Source organism: Burkholderia sp. F1, assembly GCF_050813845.1.
In the GTDB taxonomy this organism is placed as follows: Bacteria; Pseudomonadota; Gammaproteobacteria; order Burkholderiales; family Burkholderiaceae; genus Burkholderia; species Burkholderia ubonensis.
In genome coordinates this window covers 1,968,785-1,986,438 of record NZ_CP172421.1, presented here as the reverse complement: position 1 = coordinate 1,986,438, position 17,654 = coordinate 1,968,785, and the positions used below count along the sequence as shown (strand labels likewise).

General features: G+C 66.1%; 20 protein-coding genes. 7 read left to right on the top strand and 13 right to left on the bottom strand.

The genetic code is table 11. The features are described from left to right. Positions 1-109: 109 nt before the first annotated feature. From ACFIMZ_RS09460 to ACFIMZ_RS09430, 7 genes are all read right to left on the bottom strand, one after another. Complete coding sequence (locus tag ACFIMZ_RS09460; RefSeq protein WP_431822395.1) at positions 110-913, bottom strand: HvfC/BufC family peptide modification chaperone; 804 nt, start codon at positions 911-913, stop codon at positions 110-112. Positions 914-945: 32 nt separating this feature from the next. Continuing rightward, a complete protein-coding gene (bufB, locus tag ACFIMZ_RS09455) occupies positions 946-1,902 on the bottom strand; it encodes an MNIO family bufferin maturase (protein WP_431822394.1) in 957 nt (318 codons plus the stop codon). After that, the gene (locus tag ACFIMZ_RS09450; RefSeq protein ID WP_431822393.1) at positions 1,899-4,217 is read right to left on the bottom strand and encodes a ferritin-like domain-containing protein; all 2,319 of its coding nucleotides are present in this window, start codon (positions 4,215-4,217) and stop codon (positions 1,899-1,901) included. Before ACFIMZ_RS09450 ends, bufB begins: the two co-directional genes overlap by 4 nt. Positions 4,218-4,580: 363 nt before the next feature. Continuing rightward, positions 4,581-4,706 (bottom strand): hypothetical protein, encoded by a 126-nt coding sequence (locus ACFIMZ_RS09445; RefSeq protein WP_431822392.1) that lies wholly within the window; start codon positions 4,704-4,706, stop codon positions 4,581-4,583. Between the two features lie 79 nt (positions 4,707-4,785). Further along, on the bottom strand, positions 4,786-6,135 hold the full coding sequence (locus ACFIMZ_RS09440; RefSeq protein WP_431822391.1) for a reverse transcriptase family protein: 1,350 nt from the start codon (positions 6,133-6,135) through the stop codon (positions 4,786-4,788). 295 nt (positions 6,136-6,430) lie between these two features. Continuing rightward, positions 6,431-6,838: a VOC family protein gene (locus ACFIMZ_RS09435; protein ID WP_431822390.1), complete on the bottom strand. Its 408-nt coding sequence runs from the start codon at positions 6,836-6,838 to the stop codon at positions 6,431-6,433. A gap of 368 nt (positions 6,839-7,206) precedes the next feature. After that, positions 7,207-8,073 (bottom strand): cupin domain-containing protein, encoded by an 867-nt coding sequence (locus ACFIMZ_RS09430; RefSeq protein ID WP_431822389.1) that lies wholly within the window; start codon positions 8,071-8,073, stop codon positions 7,207-7,209. Positions 8,074-8,179: 106 nt separating this feature from the next. On the opposite strand from ACFIMZ_RS09430, the gene ACFIMZ_RS09425 reads away from it, so the two are divergent. From ACFIMZ_RS09425 to ACFIMZ_RS09415, 3 genes are all read left to right on the top strand, one after another. After that, positions 8,180-8,884 carry a glutathione S-transferase family protein gene (locus ACFIMZ_RS09425; protein ID WP_431822388.1) on the top strand — a complete coding sequence of 235 codons (705 nt, stop codon included), beginning with the start codon at positions 8,180-8,182 and terminating at the stop codon, positions 8,882-8,884. Between the two features lies 1 nt (position 8,885). Continuing rightward, positions 8,886-9,584 carry a glutathione S-transferase N-terminal domain-containing protein gene (locus tag ACFIMZ_RS09420; RefSeq protein WP_431822387.1) on the top strand — a complete coding sequence of 233 codons (699 nt, stop codon included), beginning with the start codon at positions 8,886-8,888 and terminating at the stop codon, positions 9,582-9,584. A 190-nt stretch (positions 9,585-9,774) separates the two neighbouring features. Continuing rightward, a complete protein-coding gene (locus ACFIMZ_RS09415; RefSeq protein WP_431822386.1) occupies positions 9,775-10,482 on the top strand; it encodes an SDR family NAD(P)-dependent oxidoreductase in 708 nt (235 codons plus the stop codon). A gap of 32 nt (positions 10,483-10,514) precedes the next feature. Here the strand turns inward: ACFIMZ_RS09415 and ACFIMZ_RS09410 are convergent, their stop codons facing one another. Further along, positions 10,515-11,450, bottom strand: a complete 936-nt coding sequence (locus tag ACFIMZ_RS09410) for a LysR substrate-binding domain-containing protein (protein WP_431822385.1) — start codon at positions 11,448-11,450, stop codon at positions 10,515-10,517. A 265-nt stretch (positions 11,451-11,715) separates the two neighbouring features. On the opposite strand from ACFIMZ_RS09410, the gene ACFIMZ_RS09405 reads away from it, so the two are divergent. The 3 genes from ACFIMZ_RS09405 (at position 11,716) to ACFIMZ_RS09395 (ending at position 13,243) form a co-directional block, all read left to right on the top strand. Next, positions 11,716-12,180 carry a RidA family protein gene (locus ACFIMZ_RS09405; RefSeq protein WP_431822384.1) on the top strand — a complete coding sequence of 155 codons (465 nt, stop codon included), beginning with the start codon at positions 11,716-11,718 and terminating at the stop codon, positions 12,178-12,180. Between the two features lie 212 nt (positions 12,181-12,392). Beyond that, on the top strand, positions 12,393-12,812 hold the full coding sequence (locus tag ACFIMZ_RS09400; RefSeq protein ID WP_431822383.1) for an organic hydroperoxide resistance protein: 420 nt from the start codon (positions 12,393-12,395) through the stop codon (positions 12,810-12,812). A gap of 86 nt (positions 12,813-12,898) precedes the next feature. Continuing rightward, a complete protein-coding gene (locus ACFIMZ_RS09395) occupies positions 12,899-13,243 on the top strand; it encodes a DUF4148 domain-containing protein (protein WP_431822465.1) in 345 nt (114 codons plus the stop codon). Positions 13,244-13,377: 134 nt separating this feature from the next. On the opposite strand, the gene ACFIMZ_RS09390 is transcribed toward ACFIMZ_RS09395, so the two are convergent. The 5 genes from ACFIMZ_RS09390 to ACFIMZ_RS09370 form a co-directional block, all read right to left on the bottom strand. Next, positions 13,378-13,833 (bottom strand): MarR family winged helix-turn-helix transcriptional regulator, encoded by a 456-nt coding sequence (locus ACFIMZ_RS09390; RefSeq protein WP_431822382.1) that lies wholly within the window; start codon positions 13,831-13,833, stop codon positions 13,378-13,380. 151 nt (positions 13,834-13,984) lie between these two features. Further along, positions 13,985-14,128, bottom strand: coding sequence for a hypothetical protein (locus ACFIMZ_RS09385; protein WP_431822381.1), 144 nt, complete (start codon positions 14,126-14,128; stop codon positions 13,985-13,987). Then, positions 14,125-14,517 (bottom strand): GFA family protein, encoded by a 393-nt coding sequence (locus tag ACFIMZ_RS09380; protein WP_431822464.1) that lies wholly within the window; start codon positions 14,515-14,517, stop codon positions 14,125-14,127. The genes ACFIMZ_RS09385 and ACFIMZ_RS09380 overlap by 4 nt, the downstream gene beginning before the upstream one ends. A 362-nt stretch (positions 14,518-14,879) precedes the next feature. Beyond that, positions 14,880-15,302, bottom strand: a complete 423-nt coding sequence (locus ACFIMZ_RS09375) for an SRPBCC family protein (protein WP_431822380.1) — start codon at positions 15,300-15,302, stop codon at positions 14,880-14,882. A 15-nt stretch (positions 15,303-15,317) separates the two neighbouring features. After that, positions 15,318-16,337 (bottom strand): aldo/keto reductase, encoded by a 1,020-nt coding sequence (locus ACFIMZ_RS09370; protein WP_431822379.1) that lies wholly within the window; start codon positions 16,335-16,337, stop codon positions 15,318-15,320. Positions 16,338-16,437: 100 nt separating this feature from the next. Here ACFIMZ_RS09370 and ACFIMZ_RS09365 point away from each other — a divergent pair, with 100 nt between their 5' ends. Further along, positions 16,438-17,349 (top strand): LysR substrate-binding domain-containing protein, encoded by a 912-nt coding sequence (locus ACFIMZ_RS09365; protein WP_431822378.1) that lies wholly within the window; start codon positions 16,438-16,440, stop codon positions 17,347-17,349. Positions 17,350-17,654: the final 305 nt, after the last annotated feature.

Sequence of the window (17,654 nt, the reverse complement as noted above, 5' to 3'; positions counted from 1 at the left end):
CGTCAGTTGCAGATAATCCGAGCACACGCCTCCGGTCAGTTGCAGTGATCTCAAGCAGGAAGTCGCGTTGATTGCAAGCACGGCTGGTTTCAAATGCGAGTACCTACAGCTAGACGGCGGCGACGAGTCCCGCGTCGAACGCGAATGGCAGCCACGCCAGCAAGTGCGCCTCGATCTCGTCCTCGGTGCGTCCCACCTGGCTTGCGACGTCGGGCACAGTTTCCCGCACGTGGCGTCCCTCGGTTCCGAGCCGGCTCAGGAAAGCGAACGACCAGGCTTCGAGCTTGTGCATTCGAACGCGATAGTGGCTGCGCGCCACGGCGACGAGCGTATCGCTCGCCAAGGGTATCTCGTGCGGCTTGCCGGCCGCCATCGCGGCAACGAGACCGGAGAAATCGAAATCGAGCCGCAAGAGCCGCAGCGACGCGGGGATGAACAGAGGCCGCGCGACGGACATGACCATCCCATACGGCCCGAGCGAGCCGGTGCTCGCCTCGACGCCGGCCGCCCGCTCGGACTCCGCGAACGCGCGCTCCAGCCGCGCTAGGCTGGCCGGCAACGCGTCGAGCGTGCCGCGTCCGTCGGTTGGCTGCGGGCGCGTGGCTTCCAGAAAGTCGGGGAAACCGGCCCCGAGATCGAACAGCGTATAAGAAGAGGGCGGCCGCGTGCCGAGATAGGCACCCGCAAAAAGATCAAACACCTGGTCGCCGACAAAACGTCGCAGCACCGGAAACTCGGCGCGCAGACACTCGATGAGACGCAAGCGATAGCTGAGGACGTAAATTTCCAGGCGCTGCCTCGCGCTCAGCGCGCCGGCTCCCACGATGGCCGTGTCGCAATCGATGCCGTGCCGGCTCGCTTCTCCGAGCGCGTCCTCGAGCGTCCAGGCCTCGCCCGTGACGATGTCCTGCATCCAGTGCTGTAGCGTAGCGAGATCGCGAGCGGTCACGGTGAGCGGCTCAATTGAAATTCGACCGGCGTCGACAACGCGCCTTCGGCCACGGTGCGCACGACGCCCGCATCAGGCATCGTGCCCGCGCGCACCGCTTTCGCTTTGCCGAGCTCGTCGACCAACTCGGCAAAGGGCGGAATCCGCGCGTCCCATTCGAGGAGCGTCGCCACGCCGCCGGTACGCTCGTGCGCGAGCGCGTAAAGCGGCCACACCTCGGCGGGCACGGGCTGGTCATGCGTATCGATCAGATGTGTGCCGCAATCGCTCGGGCCGGCGAGATGCACTTGCACGATATTGTCGGCGGGCAGCTGCTCGATGTAGGCGACCGGGTCGAAGCCGTGATTGGTGGCGCTGACGTAGACGTTATTGACGTCGAGCAGCAACCCGCAGCCGGTCTCCTCGGCAAGCAGGCCGAGAAACTCCGATTCGGGCATCTCCGAGGCCTGGAAGGTCAAATACGTGCTGGGGTTTTCCAGGATCAACGCTCGCCCCAGGTAGTCCTGTACTGCCCGGACGCGATCGGCCACGTGTGCGAGACTTTGGCGAGTCAGCGGCATCGGCAGCAGGTCGTGCGTGTTTCGGCCGTTGACGCCGGTCCAGCACAAGTGATCGGAAATCCAGGCCGGACGAATGCGCTCCGCGAGCGCCCTCAACTGGCGCAAATACGCGCGATCGAGCGGCGCGACACTGCCGATCGACAGCGACACGCCGTGCATGACCACCGGCCGGTGCGCCGCCACCCATTCGAGCACATGGGCGGCGTACCCGTGATGATCGATGAAGTTCTCGCTGATGATCTCGAACCAGTCGGCGCCCCAGTCTGACGGCGCCGTAGCCATCAGGTGCGGGAAATGAACGTGGCGCAGCCCGATCCCGTCACCGAGGTTGGGCAGGCCGAGGCGGCGAGCCCGCGCGCTCGCCGCCTCGAGCGACGCGGCCGGCGAACTCATGTCGACGGCGGCATCGCGATGCGCAGCGGCGTCGGGTCGGGTTCGGACGGCACCGCCATTTTCTTCGCCGCCATCACTTGACTGTAGGCCATGTAGGCGATCTTATCCACGCGGTCGCCTTTGTCGAACTCGATCGTCATGTTGAGCGGCACGGCTTCCCAATACGGCTGCATTCCGCCGATCAACTTGTAGTCGAAGAGCGCCATCTTGCCTTTGCGCGGGAAGCGCTGCGATGCCGAAATCGGCACCGCACAGCCGCCAAAGCTGTGGCAGCGGTTATCGCCGGGTGCGCTATAGATCGGTATCGGATTGCAGCCGTTCGCGAAGGTGCGCATCTGCAATGCGGTGCTACTGCCGCAATTGCCGCCGCCCGAGGCTAGCTGCACGAAGCCGCAGCCGCCCTGCGCGTTGCATTGATTTGAGCCGCGGCAACTGTGGAACACGCCGACCTGCGCGCAGCTATTCGGCTCGCCGTCCTTGATGTTGAGATCGAGCCCTTGGCATGCGTGATAAAGCGTCTTCGGCTCGAGCGGCTCCAAGCCGGTGCTCAGATCGGGCGCTGCTCCGAAGACGGCCCAGCAGATCGCCATGCGGTCGCCCGATCCCACCATCGACGGGAAAGGAAACAACACCCGCTTCGATGCCTGGGCGCCGGCACTCCAGAAGTCGTCGAGTACCGTCAGCACACCGGCGATGGCGCCGACGGAGGCCTGGGTCAAGGTCTTCTGATAGTCGCCCGGCGATTGGGCGAGCGTGTTGAGTGCGTCCGCGACCGCCTCGCAGGACGGAATCGGATCGTTCAGCGGCGGCTCGTAGCCATTCACGTGCAAATCGGCGGCCTCCCAGCCCCTGCCTGCCGCCTTCCTTTCCTTCCACCAATCGCCCCAGGTCTTCACGCCGTTGTTTAAGACGTTCCGTTTCAGAAGCTTGCGAATGTCGGTGTTGAAGCGCTCGAAGTGATCCCGCCGATCGTGCTCCGTGCGAGCGGCGGCGTCGGCCGACGGCTGAAGCTCCCCCTTGTCGTTGAAGCTTGGATAGTCGGACTCGAGCGCCTCGGGTGACGGGCGGTACGCCTTCTTCACCTTCCGGAGGTCGATCCCGGACACGCGTTCGAACAGTTCGCGCTTGCGGTTTTCGCTGTGCTGGCGCGCATCCTGGAGGCCTTGCGGCCGCAGCGCCGCCAATTCGACGACGGCGGGCATCAGCTCGTGATTCAGTTGGCCGGTGCCGAGCGCTTCGCCCAGCATGGTGCACAGTTTGTCGTAATCGTGCGATTCGAAAGCCGCGTCGAGCTCGCCACCGAGCGCGGCAAGCGCCGCGCCCACCTTCCTTTCCCAGCGCGCCTTCAACACGCTGCCCTCGCCCTGATCGGTGATGGCGCTCATCATGTTCAGCATCTGCGCCTTGGCGATATCTTTGTACGTGAGCGCAATGGTCGTCTCGAAGCCCATGAATTCGCGCATCGGGTGGCCCGGGCCGCCGAAATTGTTGAACAAGTCGTTTTGCTGCCCATTAGGATTGAAGACTTCGTCCCATAGGGTCGTCTTGTCCGAATAGGTCAAGTTCACGTAATTGCTGTAGCACTGATACATCCAGCCGATCGAGCCGAATGCGGGGAGGGCATCGCCAATCTGCCACGGTCCCCGCGTGCCGTCCGGCTTGCGGATATCGTCGAACGGCGCGACGGGAAAATACCGGTCTTCATACTGCGGAAGGATGTCTTCCTGGGCAGCGGCATCGTCGCGCTCGATCGCGCAAAAGAGCCACAGCGCCTCTTCGTTCAACTCCCCGAGGTTCACGCTGGCGGCCAGCCCCCGTTCCGTGCGTCCCTGGTAGCTCCTCGTATGCGCCAGGTCGACGATGTTGGGAATGCTCGTCTTGTCCTGGCCGTAGCACTTCCAAGCGTGCGTATCGGGGTCGACGAGCGAGCACTTGCTGAATTGCGGCGGCGCGTTCGGATCGCTGACCGCAGTCGCCATGTTCGAGGCGAGCTGCAAATGCAGCATCTCGTCGATAAAGACGGAGAAAAGAATATTGAAAGCCTTCTCTTCGTTCGTTTCCGGATCGCGCACCGGATGGGCGCCGGGCCAGAGCCGCCCTTTGTAGAAATCGAGATTCTGCCCCGTGATCGGGTGCATGCCGTAAATCGAATACAGGCTTCCCATGTAAAGCGGTATCGTGAACAGCTCGACCTCGATCGCTGCCTGGGCAATCGCACGCAGGGCTGCCGCGTCGGTGGCTTTTTTGCCGGGATCTCGATCGCTTTTTTTGGCAATGGCATTGCCGCTTGCGAACATCTCCTCCATTTTCGACATTGTCAGTCTCCGTCTTATCGGCGAGCACGTTCTATCGGCGGCTGCCGGCTGTGGGTGGGGCGACGGTTATTGGATCATCTGCTGTCGCGGGATGGCAAATGCGATTGATTCGGGCTCTAAAACGATCATCTGGCCTGGCGCTCGACGTCTGATGAAACATAGATTAGCGATATAAGGATGTCAAGGACATGAATAAGCCGCTAATAATCGGATTCCAATTACCATTCAATATGGAAAGACGGTTCTATGGTTTTCGCGCCGCAGGTCGAAGCCGGGCGGCCGGCGCATGCCGACGATGTGATCGGCGTGTCAGTTCAATGAGCGCAATGTGCCGGACAGGAACGCCTCACGGCGCTCGGCGAGTCACGCTTTCGCCAGCAGCGGCCGCGCTTTCATACCGCGGGCTTTCGCGCCGGACTCGCCGACGCGTTCGTGACCCATGCGCATCAGATACACGATGCGCCAAGCCGCTACCGGGAACAGCGCCAAGGCGCGTTCGAGTCGCTACCGCTAGTTTCCTGTTCCGTTGTCGACGGATTCCAGGTGGCGGCCGTCAGGCCGGAACAACTCAGGCGCCGATACCGCCAGCGTCCCACACGATCCCGTCGAAGATCGCCTGCAGCTTCATCCCGCGCGCCGCGTTCAGCATCGTCGCGTGCGCGACGCGCCCGGCGAGATAGCCGCGGAAATCCGGATGCGCTGCGCGGTTCTGCGACGCCGGCCCGTGCCGCACACAGTTGGTCAGTATTGCCTTCAGCGTGTCGAATTCGTCGCGCGCGAGATTCGGGTGCCGGTTGACGACCACGCCCGCAAGCCGCTGCCGCACGCCGCGCCGCATCACCCGCGTCTTGCGCAGCTGCAGCGCGAAGCCCTCCTCGAGCGCAATCGCGGCGACCCGGACCGTCATCCATTCCGTCGCGCGCGTCAACACGGCGCCGCCGGAGAATGCGAGATCGTCGGCATAACGCGTGTAGGTCGCGTCGAGCGAGCGCGCGAGCGCGGCAAGCCGCGTGTCGAGCCGGAACGCGCACAGGTTGGCCAGCGCGGGCGACGTCGGTGCGCCCTGCGGGAGGTGCCGGTTGCGGTAGCGCTGGCGGCCGGACCAGTCGAGCCGGTCGCGCAGGTCGGGCGCAAAGAGCCGCGCCGACGGCACGCGGTTGGTGCAAAGCGCGGTCAGCGCCCTGGCGACTTCGACCGGATAGCCGAGCGTATCGAACAGCGCATGGACTTTCGCCGCGCTGACCGACGCGAAGAAGTCGGCCAGGTCGAACCGGATCACGACTGCGCGATCCGCGTGCGGCGCGGCGAACGACACGATGCCGCGCCCCTTGCGGAAGCCGTGCGCGGCATCGTGCGGCGGAACGCGATCGAGCAGCCCGTGCAGGATGCTGCGTTGCGCTTCGCGCAGGCGGCCCTTTGGAATCTCGATCAGGCGGCATCCGCCGCCGCGCTTGTCGAACGCGTGGTACGTGTAGTGATGCAGCGCCGTCTCGCTGCCGCGCGCGGCAACGCGCCACCGGTCCGCCAGCCATTCGAGGTCGGGCACGGCGATGCCGAGCCAGCCGGCGAGCTCGCCGGGCGTCGACCACTGCGGCAGGTCGAGCGCGCCGAGCGCCGGCGGCAACGGCCGCTGCACCGCGGGGCGCGGCAGGAGGCGGACGATCGCGGGCGGACTGTCGCTGCGCCACGCCGCGACAAATCCCGGCGCTTCGGCGATGAGCCGCGCCAGTTCGCCGGCCTCGACGGCGGCCCAGCGCGCGCCGAAGCGCGCGACCGCGGCGCGCGCGACGTCGTGCAACCACGGCGGCGCATCGCCGAGCACGGCCGCCATGCGCGTGGCCACGCCGCCAGGGTCCGGCGGCCCGGCCAGCATCGCGTCGGCGATCGTGTGCACGGTGTCGTATACGGATGAACGCATGAGTATGGATGGGCGGGACGATGAGCCAACGTGCCTGGTGCTGCGAGAGCTGTCTTGCGCAACGCGCAATCGCGGCTCTTGCGACGCATCGGGGAGTCGATCTCATCCACGGGGTAGCCCCGTAGTCCTGGAACATGCGTTGCCTGCTCCGGGGGTGTGCTTGACCCACCGCCCCGCGACGCGACTGTAACGGGCGCAGGGCGGCAGTGTCAATCGCGCCATTGCGCGCCGCCGCGTGAAATCGGCAGTAGAACTGATCACCAAGGTTCGGGATCGACCGGTGAACGAACGGACTTCAGTCGTCGAACGTGCCGCGGTATTCCGGTGCGGCGTCCGAGCGCGTGTTCAATTCGAACATCACGCCGCCCGGCGCACGGCAGAAGAAGCGCGAACCGCGTCCGTTGTTGAAGATCTCCGTTTCCATCTCGACGCCCTCTTCCTTGAAGCGCTCATACAGCGCGCGGACGGCATCGAGGCTCGGCAGCTCGAACCCGGCATGGAACGCCTTCGGCCAGGCGGGCGCGGCGTCGCCGGCGTGATCGATCACCACGTCGAAGCCGGCGCGCTTGAGGATGTAGGACTGTTGCCAGCTTCCCGCGATCGTGAAACCCAGATACCGCTCGAAGAACCTGGCGGTCGCGAGCGTGTCGGCGGAGGGGAAGCTCAGGTGATTGAGCTTCATGGTTCGGGTGACGTCTGTCATGTTCAATCTCTCGTACAGGGGCGGTGGCCCAATGCCGTTACCGCCCGAGGACGCCAGAATATAAGCGGACGCCCGCCCCCAACAACTCGCATTCGGCGCGCGCGCCGGCCGGGCGAGAAAGCCGCGCCAGGCGGCTGCCTGGACCATGCGCTGCCCTCGCCCGTCTTTTGGCTACTCGCATTCCTGACGCTTTCGCCGCGCGCGTCGGCGTCGTCCCCCGCCCTGCCCCGCGCAGGGATCCCGGAATACGACCAAAAATGAATTCCGAATGCACCCGGTTTGCATTTTGTCGAGACAGTCAGGATAAGTTTTCTTATCTTAACGGTCACATTGTGAAGCGAAACTGGAAGCCACGAAAACGTGCGTGACTACTTCGTGTCGTGCCTCGATAACCGTTGGTCGTCGACCTGCCCGCGCTGCTGCGCGAGCCACTGCGTCGGCGTCAGCCCGACGCCCTGCGCAAACGCCCGCGCGAGCGCGCTGGCGCTGCCATAGCCGACTTCGGCGGCAACCAGCTTGACCGGCCGGCCGCGGCGCAGCAGTGACTTCGCGAGCCCGATCCGCCACTGCAGCAGGTATTCGCCCGGCGGCACGCCGACGATGTCCGCGAAATGCGCGGCAAACCGCGACCGGGACATGCCGGCCGTCCCGGCCATGTCCTCGAGCGTCCAGCTGCGCGACGGGTCCGAATGGAGCGCGGTAAGCGCCTTGCCGAGCCGCGGATCGGACAGGCCGGCGAGCGAGCCGGTGTCGACGAGCTGCTTGCGCATCGCATGGCGGAGCATCTGGACCACCAGCACTTCGACGAGCCGGTTGACCATCGCGTGATGGCCGCAGGCGGGCTCGAGCGCTTCGGCGAACAGCAGTTGCTGGACCGCGTCGAGCGACGGCATGCAGTTCAGCGGCGTGACCAGCAGGTCGGGCATGCTGCTCAGCAGCGGATTCTCGTCGCGAGACCCGAAGGCGATGCTCGCGGACACGAGATCGGCCGGGGTGTGCGCCCCCATGTCGACCCGGCAGGACTGGGGCCGCGGCAGGAACAGCATGCTCGGCGCGTCGATCACCTGGCGTCCGATCGCGCGCCCGGTCACGACGATCCGCCCGGCGCGCAACAGGTGCAGATGGCCGGCCCCGTCGTGGCTGCCGGCATCGTCGACGCCGCACGTGCTGTGGTCGGGGAACACGCGCGCTTGCAGGTCGAAGCGGCTGATGAGATTGGAGAGTCGATCTGGCATGGGACGATTGGTGGCGATTTTCGGACTTATTGTAACTCACCATCCCGGCGATTCCGGTAGATTGGGGTCCTCGGTTCAACCCCATTTCAACGAAGGAATCACGCCGATGATCGAGTTCCACTACCACCCTTCTCCGAATCCCGCCAAGGTCGCGCTGTTCCTTGAAGAAGCCGGGCTGCCGTACGAGCTGGTGCCGGTCGATACGCGCAAGGGCGAGCAGCACTCGGCCGCGTTCAGGGCGATCAACCCGAACGCGAAGACGCCCGCGATCGTCGACGGCGACGCCACGGTGTTCGACAGCAACGCGATCCTGCTGTACCTCGCGGAAAAGACCGGCCGGTTCCTCCCCGACGACACGCCGGCCGCGCGCGGCGCGATGCTGTCGTGGCTGCTGTTCGTCGCGACCGGCATCGGCCCGTACGCGGGACAGGCGGTGCATTTCAAGCACCACGCGCCGGAGCCGGACGCGTACGCGATCAACCGTTACGACTTCGAGGCGTGGCGGCACTGGCGCATCGTCGACGAGCGACTCGCGACGTCGCGCTACATGCTCGGCGACACGTACACGCTGGTCGACATGGCGGTGTGGGGCTGGGCGCGCGCGGTGCCGTTCGTGCTCGGCGAAACCGCCTGGGCGCAGCTGCCGAACGTGAAGCGCCTGGTCGACGAAATCAATGCGCGGCCGGCCGCGCAGCGCGCCGACGCGCTGAAGGCGCGCCACGCGTTCAAGATCGAGATGGACGACGAAGCCCGCCGCGCGATGTTCCCGCAGAACGCACGGCTCGAGGCCGGCGCCGCGACGGGAGCGTGACATGCTCGACCTCTACTACTGGACGACGCCCAACGGGCACAAGGTGACGATGTTGCTCGAGGAAGCCGGGCTGCCGTACCGGATCGTCCCGGTGAACATCGGCCGCGGCGAGCAGTTCGCGCCCGACTTCCTGCGCATCGCGCCGAACAACCGGATTCCCGCGCTCGTCGACCGGGCGCCGGCCGACGGCGGCGAGCCGCTGTCGATCTTCGAATCGGGCGCGATCCTGCTGTACCTCGCGGACAAGACCCGCCGCTTCATCCCGCAGGACCTGCGCGGCCGCAATCTCGTGCTGCAGTGGCTGTTCTGGCAGATGGGCGGGCTCGGGCCGATGGCCGGGCAAAACCATCATTTCGCACAGTACGCGCCCGAACCGCTGCCGTATGCGATCGATCGCTACGTGAAGGAGACGTCGCGGCTGTACGGCGTGCTCGACAAGCAGCTGGCGGACGGTCGCGACTATATCGCGGGCGACTATTCGATCGCCGACATCGCGTGCTACCCGTGGATCGTGCCGCACGAGCGCCAGCGCCAGCGCCTCGGCGATTTTCCGCATCTGGCGCGGTGGTTCGAGCGGATCGGCGCGCGGCCGGCGACGATCCGCGCGTACGAGCGCGCGGAGGAAATCAACGTGACGCCCGTCGTCGACGAGCAATCGCGCAGCATCCTGTTCGGGCAATCCGCCGCCACGGTGCGCTGACGCGCTATCGGCGATGCGGGGGCCGGCGGCGGCATGCGCCGGCCCCCGCGTCGATTTGTTACCTCGACGCAAGACTGTTGGTCCACGGTGGGTGTTCGAAGTCGGACCGGATGCGCCTAGAGTCCTGTCCATCGGCTCCGTCGATCCGGTCGGCAACACGGCCGAGACCCAGCACACATCGAGGCAAATCATGAGCGCATCCAAAGTCATCATCGTCACCGGCGCGTCGCAAGGCATCGGCGCGGCAACCGTCGACGCCTTCCGTGCGCGCGGCCATCGCGTCGTCGCCACGTCCCGTTCGATCGCACCGTCGAACGATCCGGATCTCGTCACCGTCGCCGGCGACATCGGCGATCCGGACACCGCGCGGCGCGCGGTCGACGCCGCGATCGAACGTTTCGGCCGGCTCGACACGCTCGTCAACAACGCGGGCGTCTTCATCGCGAAGCCCTTCACGCAGTACACGGCCGACGACTACGCGGCGATCAGCAACGTCAACCTGAACGGCTTCTTCCACATCACGCAGCGCGCGATCGAAGCGATGCAGCGCAACGGCGGCGGCCATGTGGTCAGCATCACGACGAGCCTCGTGGATCACGCGAACAGCAACGTGCCGTCGGTGCTTGCGTCGCTGACGAAGGGCGGCCTGAACGCGGCGACGAAATCGCTCGCGATCGAATATGCGAAGGCCGGGATTCGCGTGAATGCCGTGTCGCCGGGCATCATCAAGTCGCCGATGCACGCGCTCGATACGCATGCGACGCTCGCGTCGCTGCACCCGGTCGGCCGCATGGGCGAGATGAGCGACATCGTCGACGCGATCCTCTATCTCGACGCCGCGCCGTTCGTGACGGGCGAGATCCTGCACGTCGACGGCGGCCAGAGCGCCGGGCATTGAGTGTGCCGAAGCACCCCATGCGGGCGCTTCGCCTAGCGCGTCCGCTTGCGCGGCGCGCGCGCAAGCTGCTCGACGAGGTAGTCGACGAACACCCTGACGCGCGACGACAGGTAGCGGCCGTGCGGATAGAGCAGGATGAACGGCCGCGAACGGCCGCCGCGGTCGGGCAGCACCTCGACGAGGCCGCCGTCGCGAAGGTCCTGGTCGACGATGAAGCGGTAGGTCTGGAACAGCCCCGCGCCGTGGCGCGCGAGCGTCACGCCGGCGAGCACGTCGCCCGAGGTGCCGTAGCCGCCGGTCGTCATGACGTCGAGCGCGTTTCCGGCCGCGTCGTGAAACAGCCACGGAATGTTGCGGCCGCTGCTCGGCAGCTCGAACTGGATGCAGTCGTGCGCGCGCAGGTCGTCGACGGACTTCGGCACGCCCGCGCGCTTCAGGTAGCCGGGCGTCGCGACCGCGACGAGTTCCGCATCCTCCAGCTTGCGCGCGATCAGGCTCGAATCGGCGGGCGCGCTGCCGCGAATCGCGAGATCGAAGCCCTCTTCCGCGAAGTCGATGTTCCGGTTGCTCAGGTGCGCCTCGACCTGCACGTCCGGATACCGTTCGCGAAACGCGGGCAGCAGCGGCAAGACCCGGTAGTGGCCATAGGGCGTCGGCATGCTGATCCTCAGCACGCCGGCGGGCGTGGCCTGCTGGCCGGTCGCTTCGCGTTCCGCGTCGACGAGCTGCGACAGCGCCTGCCGGCATTGCTCGAAGTAGCGCCGCCCCGAGTCGGTCAGCCGGATCTGCCGCGTCGTCCGCACGAAGAGGCGCACGCCGAGGCGTTCCTCGAGCCGGGCCACCGACCGGCTCACCGCGGCCGGCGTGACGCTCGCGGCGGTTGCCGCCAGCGTGAAGCTGCCGAGCTCCGCCGCGAGACAGAACAGCTCGATGCTGCCAAGCAGCAGGTCGTCGAATTTTCGTTGCATGCGCGTTTCCTGCGGTTTCCGGCGCGACGGCGGCGACGCCGATCGGATGAGTGTGCACGAATCTCGTGCGGGAAACCAGCGACCCGAATACGCACGCGGGCATCACGCATCGCGCCGCATTCGTTACACGACGTTCCGGATCATTTGCGCCGACGACATTTACCGGCGCCGCCCGCGTGACTAGAGTGACCGACAGGAATCCGGACATGCGGCAGACCGCTTCATGGCCATCACTTCACGGAAATTCACGGAAAAGGAGAACGACATGATTGTCGAACGCAAGCTCGCCGAGCTCGGCCTCGCCCTGCCCGAGCCGCCACAACCGCTGGGCAGCTACACGGCGGTCAGCGAAGCCGGCAACCTGCTGTTCGTTTCCGGCCAGGTGCCGCTCGCCGGCGGCAAGATGGCCTATACGGGACGGGTCGGCGAGCAGCTGACCGTCGACGAAGGCAAGCGGGCGGCCCAACTGGCCGCGCTGAACGTGCTCGCGCAGATCGACGGGCATCTGGGCGGATTCGACCGGCTGCATCACATCGTGCGTGTCGAGGGCCATGTCAGCTCGGCCGACGGGTTCCATGGCCAGCCCGCGGTGATCGACGGCGCATCGGACCTGTTCGCCGCCGTGCTCGGCGACAAGGCCGGACATGCGCGCTCGGCGTTCTCGCACAGCCAGTTGCCGGCCGACGCGGCCGTCGCGCTCGTCGTGATCGCGCAGATTCTGCCGGCCTGAGCCCCGCCGCCCCGCGGCGTAACGCACCCGCCGCGGGGAAATGCCACCGGACGTTCCGGCGATATGTCCCCGCGTCGCTTCGGATACATTCAAATACATCGCACACGATTTAATCGATACCGCTTGACATCGTGAAACGCCAACCGCAGAATGCATCGCATGCGATTGAATCGCATGAGCAGACACCCGCTTCACCACCTCAGGAGTTCAAGATGAGCAAGATCGAAAAAGTGCTGTACACCGGGAAAACCCATACCTCGTCCGGCGGCCGCGACGGCGCGGTGCGCAGTTCCGACGGCCGGCTGGATCTCCAGCTTTCGTCGCCGGGCAGCGCGGGCAGCGGCACCAATCCGGAGCAGCTGTTCGCCGCGGGCTGGTCGGCGTGTTTCATCGGCGCGATGCAGCTCGCGGCGCGCGCATCGAAGATCACGCTGCCGGCGGATCTCGCGGTCGACGCCGAAGTGGATCTGGGCACGTCCGGCAACGCGTATTTCCTTCAGGCGCGGCTGAACGTCAGCGTGCCCGGCCTCGAGCGCGACGCCGCGCAACGCATCGTCGATGCCGCGCACCAGACCTGCCCGTATTCGAAAGCGACGCGCGGCAACATCGACGTCGCCATCAACCTGGTCTGAGCCTGTCCGTGAATGAACCGATGCTCGCGGCCTGCCGGTCCGGAATCGGCGCCCCAACCATTGAACATCTTTTGTCGAGGTCAACGATGAAAACCCCTCTGATCGCTGCCCTGCTCGTCACCGCTTCAGCCGCCTTCACCGCGCCCGCGTTCGCCGGCGTCGAAACTTCGCCGTCCGGTGCGGCCGTCACCCGCGCGCAAGTGCGGGCGGAGCTGGTCGAATTGCAGAAAGCGGGCTACCAGCCCGGCCGCGCCAACGACCCGCACTATCCGGACGACCTGAAGGCGGCCCTGACGCGCATTCACGCGAACGACGCGGTCGCAGGCGACACGTCGGCGTCCGGCTACGGCGGCAACGCCGACGCCGCCACGCAGGCCGGTCGCCACAGCGTGATCCGCAGCGCCGAGCGTTCGATCTACTTCGGTCATTGAATGGGCAAGCGGCCGGAATCGACCGCACCAACGCCGTTACATTTTCATCAAAAAGCGCATGCGATCAAATCGCATGCGCTTTATATTTTGAAATAAAACGGAAGCATTTCCGGCTTCCGTCTACCCGCCCGTCGTCACGCCTGTTCCTGCTCCTCGGTCGAGCGGATCAGGTTATTGCGCAGCGTCACGATCGCCTTCTGCATCTTGGCGAACTCGTCGGGCTTCAGCCCGGTCGCCTCGACGAGATCCATGCCCAGCCCCTTCTCGCGCAGGCGCCGGCCGCCCTTCGTCAGGCTGACGAGCACCTGGCGCTCGTCGGCGGGATCGCGCTGACGCTGCAGGTAGCCCATCGCTTCGAGCTTCTTCAGGATCGGCGTGAGCGTATTGGATTCGAGGAACAGCTTTTCGCCGAGGCTGCCGACCGTCTGGTTGTCCTCCTCCCACAGCGCAATGATCGTGATGTATTGCGTGTACGTGAGGCCAAGCTCCTCGAGAATGGGCTTGTAGGCCTTGCCGAAGGCCAGGTTCGCCGAATAGACGGCGAAGCACAGGAAGTCGGACAGCTTGGGCGCTGCTTGGGTCGGTTTCATGAGCTGCCTCCTTGGCAAAGATCGCGCGCGAGTGTCCGCATTATATATCGCGTGCGATCTTATCGGAAGCAATCGGGATGGGCGGCGCGCGGCGCATGCCGCGGCCGGCTGTTGCGCAACGATGTCGACGATGCCGGTTGCGTCCCGGCGCTCACCGTCGCTGGTCGCCGTGCCGGTCCGTTTTCCTGCCGGCCCGCAGCCGGCTTTCCGTCAGCAGCGAGCACTGCAGCGGATGAACGAGTTCGGTCGCGAATCCGCCCGCGGCGAACAGGAGGATCGTCAGCCAGCGCTTCATGCGTCCTCCACCACGGACAGGCTGGCGCCGTCGGAGACGGTGGCGTCGAGCGCGTACGCATCGACGCCGTCGAGGCAGCCGAGGTTGACGCGCCAGCACGCGGGGTCCTTGCGCGTCTGATGGAACGGATAGATGCCGCAGTGCTTGCAGAAGTAGTGTTTCGCGACGCGCGTGTTGAACTGATAGACCGTCAGCGCGTCCCGGCCTGCCAGGATCCGGAGCGCGTGACCGTCGAACATCGGGCTCATCAGCGCGCCCTTGCGGCGGCACAGGCTGCAGTTGCAGCGAGCCGCCGGCGTGACGGCGGTGCGGACTTCGAACTTCACGGCCCCGCAATGGCAGGACCCTTTGTGCCAGGCGGCGTGTTGCCCGTGTTGCGCGTGTTGCATGTGACGCTCCATATCAAGGTCATGCCTTGCGTTATAGCGCACGCTGCAGATCACCCCGTATCGCGATGTATCCGTGCCGCCAGCGGATACAAAGCGATTCATTTCGGGCGGCTTGCGGCTGGCGTCGTGCTGTTGAACCTGAGCCAGCAAGTCGCCGCGTAGTGGCCGGCGGGAACGCCGCGTCCCGGCGATCACGCGCAGCATCCGGCAATCGCCGCCGTTCGATGCAAACCGGGACGACAGGCCGTATGCGGCCGCGAGCGTCCGGCCTGCCTCACGAAAAACGCCGCTCGGGCATGGCACGCGTGGCGCCATGCCCGAGCGGCGCGTCGAAGGCGGGCGACCGCCCGGCCGACGCATCGTTACACGGTTGCCGAGAACCGCTTCGCGAGTTCGCTCAGGCCGTCTTCATAGATGCCGCGAAACAGCTTGCTGGCTTCCTCGTCCGTCGAGCCGTTCGGCGTGAACGTGCCGGACCATTCGACTTTCGACGCGTTCGGGCCGCCGTTCTCGCGCACGCGCAGCGTGGAGCGATAGTTCACGACCGGGAACGGCGCCTCGAGGATCGCGTAGCTGTAGCTCCGCTCCGCTTCGTCGAACGCGATCAGGCGCTCGACGATCGTCGCGCCGGCCGGATTGGCCAGCCGGCGCACGCGCCCGCCTTCGCTCAGTTCGCTGCTCGGGATGTACGACAGCCAGTCGGGAAGCGCCCCGAACCCGCCGATCAGCTTCCAGACCTCGTCGGCCGAAGCCGGGATGTCGATGCTTGCGTATGCCTGTGCCATTTCGTCACCCCCGGTTCAACGATCGGCCGGCAGCGGCGCATTGGCCGCGACGAGACCTTGTTCACGCATTTCGCGCCAGAAGTCGGCCGGAATGACTTCCTTCAGCGCGGCCTGGTCTTCCGCGATCCGCTCCGGACGGCTCGCGCCCGGAATGACCGCGACGGACGCGGGATGCGCGAGCGAGAACTGCAGCGCAGCGGCCTTCACGCTCACGTTGTGGCGCGCGGCGATTGCCTTGATCCGTTCGACCTTGGCCAGGATCTCCGGCGAAGCCTTCTGGTATTCGAAGTGCGCGCCGCCCGCGAGCACGCCCGAGCTGTACGGACCGCCGACGACGATATCGACGCCCTGGGCGGCCGCTGCCGGCATCAGGCGCTGCAGCGCACGCTCGTGATCGAGCAGCGAATAGCGGCCCGCCAGCAGGAAACCGTCCGGCTGTGCCTCGGACAGATCGAGGGTCAGTTCGCACGGCTCGACGCGGTTGACGCCGAGGCCCCACGCCTTGATCACGCCCTCTTCACGCAGCCGGCTCAGCACGCGGAACGCGCCTTTGCGCGCGACTTCGAACTGCGCGAGCCATTCGTCGCCGTAGAAGTCCTGCGCGATGTCGTGGATCCAGACGATGTCCAGGCGATCGGTGCGAAGGCGCTTCAGGCTGTCCTCGATCGAGCGCAGCGTCGCGTCGGCCGAGTAGTCGTTGACGATGCGGTTCGGGCGGCCAAATTCGAACAGCCCGCCCTTCTCGCCGAGATCGCGCGCCGTGACGTCCTCGATTTCGTCGAGGATCACCCGGCCGACCTTCGTGCTGAGCACGAATGCGTCGCGCGGATGGCTGGCCAGCGCTTCGCCGACGCGCATTTCAGACAGGCCGGCGCCGTAGAACGGCGCCGTGTCGAAATAACGCACGCCCTGTTGCCACGCTGCTTCAACCGTCGCCAGCGCTTCGTCTTCGGGAATGTTGCGGAACATGTTGCCGAGCGGTGCAGCGCCGAAGCCCAGGACCGCGCCAGCCGGAAGTTTGCCTTTGAGACTCATGAATTTCTCCATGTGTTAGGGAAAGTGGGCCCAGTCTAGGTTGCGCAGTTATGGCTGTCCAAGACATAATTCGACAAACTTGAGTCACACAAGGTCTTATATGCTCGACATGCGCCAGCTCCAGTACTTCATCGCGGTGGCGGAGGAAGAACACGTCGGCCGCGCCGCGGAACGTCTGCACATTTCGCAGTCGCCGCTCAGCCGCCAGATCGCCCAGTTCGAGGAAAAGCTCGGCCTGACGCTGTTCGAACGCACCCAGCAACGCATCCGGCTAACGCGGGACGGCCGCACGTTCCTGAGCGAGGCGCGCGCGTTCCTGACGCACGCGAACCGGCTGGAATCGCTCGCGCGGCGGCTGGGCAAAGGCGACGAAGGCGGCTTGTGCATCGGCTACCTGGAAACGTCGATGCACTCGGGCGTGCTGCCCCGCGCGCTGAAGGCGCTGCGCGCGGATCGTCCCGCCGTGCACATCGCGCTGTACAACTATCATTCCACCGCGCAGCTCGAAGGCTTGCGCGAACGCAGCCTCGACATCGCGCTCGTGAGCGAGCCCCCTGCCGCCGACGACGCGGAGCTGGAATCGGCGCTGGTGCTGAACGATCCGATGCTGCTGGCGATGCCCGACGAGCACCCGCTGGCCAGGAAGCGGACGCTGTCGGCGGACGACCTCGCAGCGCAACCCTGGATCGGCGTCACGCAGGAAGAAAGCGCGCCGCGTCACGGCGCGTTCGTGGCGGCCTGCGCGAAGGCGGGCTTTTCCCCGAACATTACCGTCGAGGCGACCGAGCCCCTTGCGGCGCTGGGGCTCGTCGCGGCCGGACTCGGCATGACGATGATCCAGCAGAGTCTTCGCGAGCAAGTGCCGGAAGGCGTCGTGGTGCGCGAACTGCCGTGGTTCTGCTACCGCACGCCCCTGTGGGCCGCATGGCACAAGGTCAACCTGCGGCCGCTGGTCGGCATCTTCCGGGAAATCCTGGTCACCGCGAACGGCGTCGAGTTCCCGGGCAAATGACGTCGTCGGGCGCCGGCCCATCGGCCCGCGCCCGAACGTCGCCGCACCTGCCGCCCGGGATCGCTTCGCGCGTCGGGCATCCGCTCCACCCTTCTGAAAAACCAGCCCGAATCGCCTGAAAGGGCGTTCGGGCCGCGTCTCGTCGTACCTGTCCTCGCACTTCGCTCCCCTCTCCTCGAAGCAGGCGCGCACTTTGCCGCCGCGCGGCGCGATTCGTGACTGCGCAGTACAAGTTCTTATGCCGCTGCGTCCGTTTATCCGCCGCGCACGGGCAACGATACTGCGCACCATCCGGCGATTGCCGA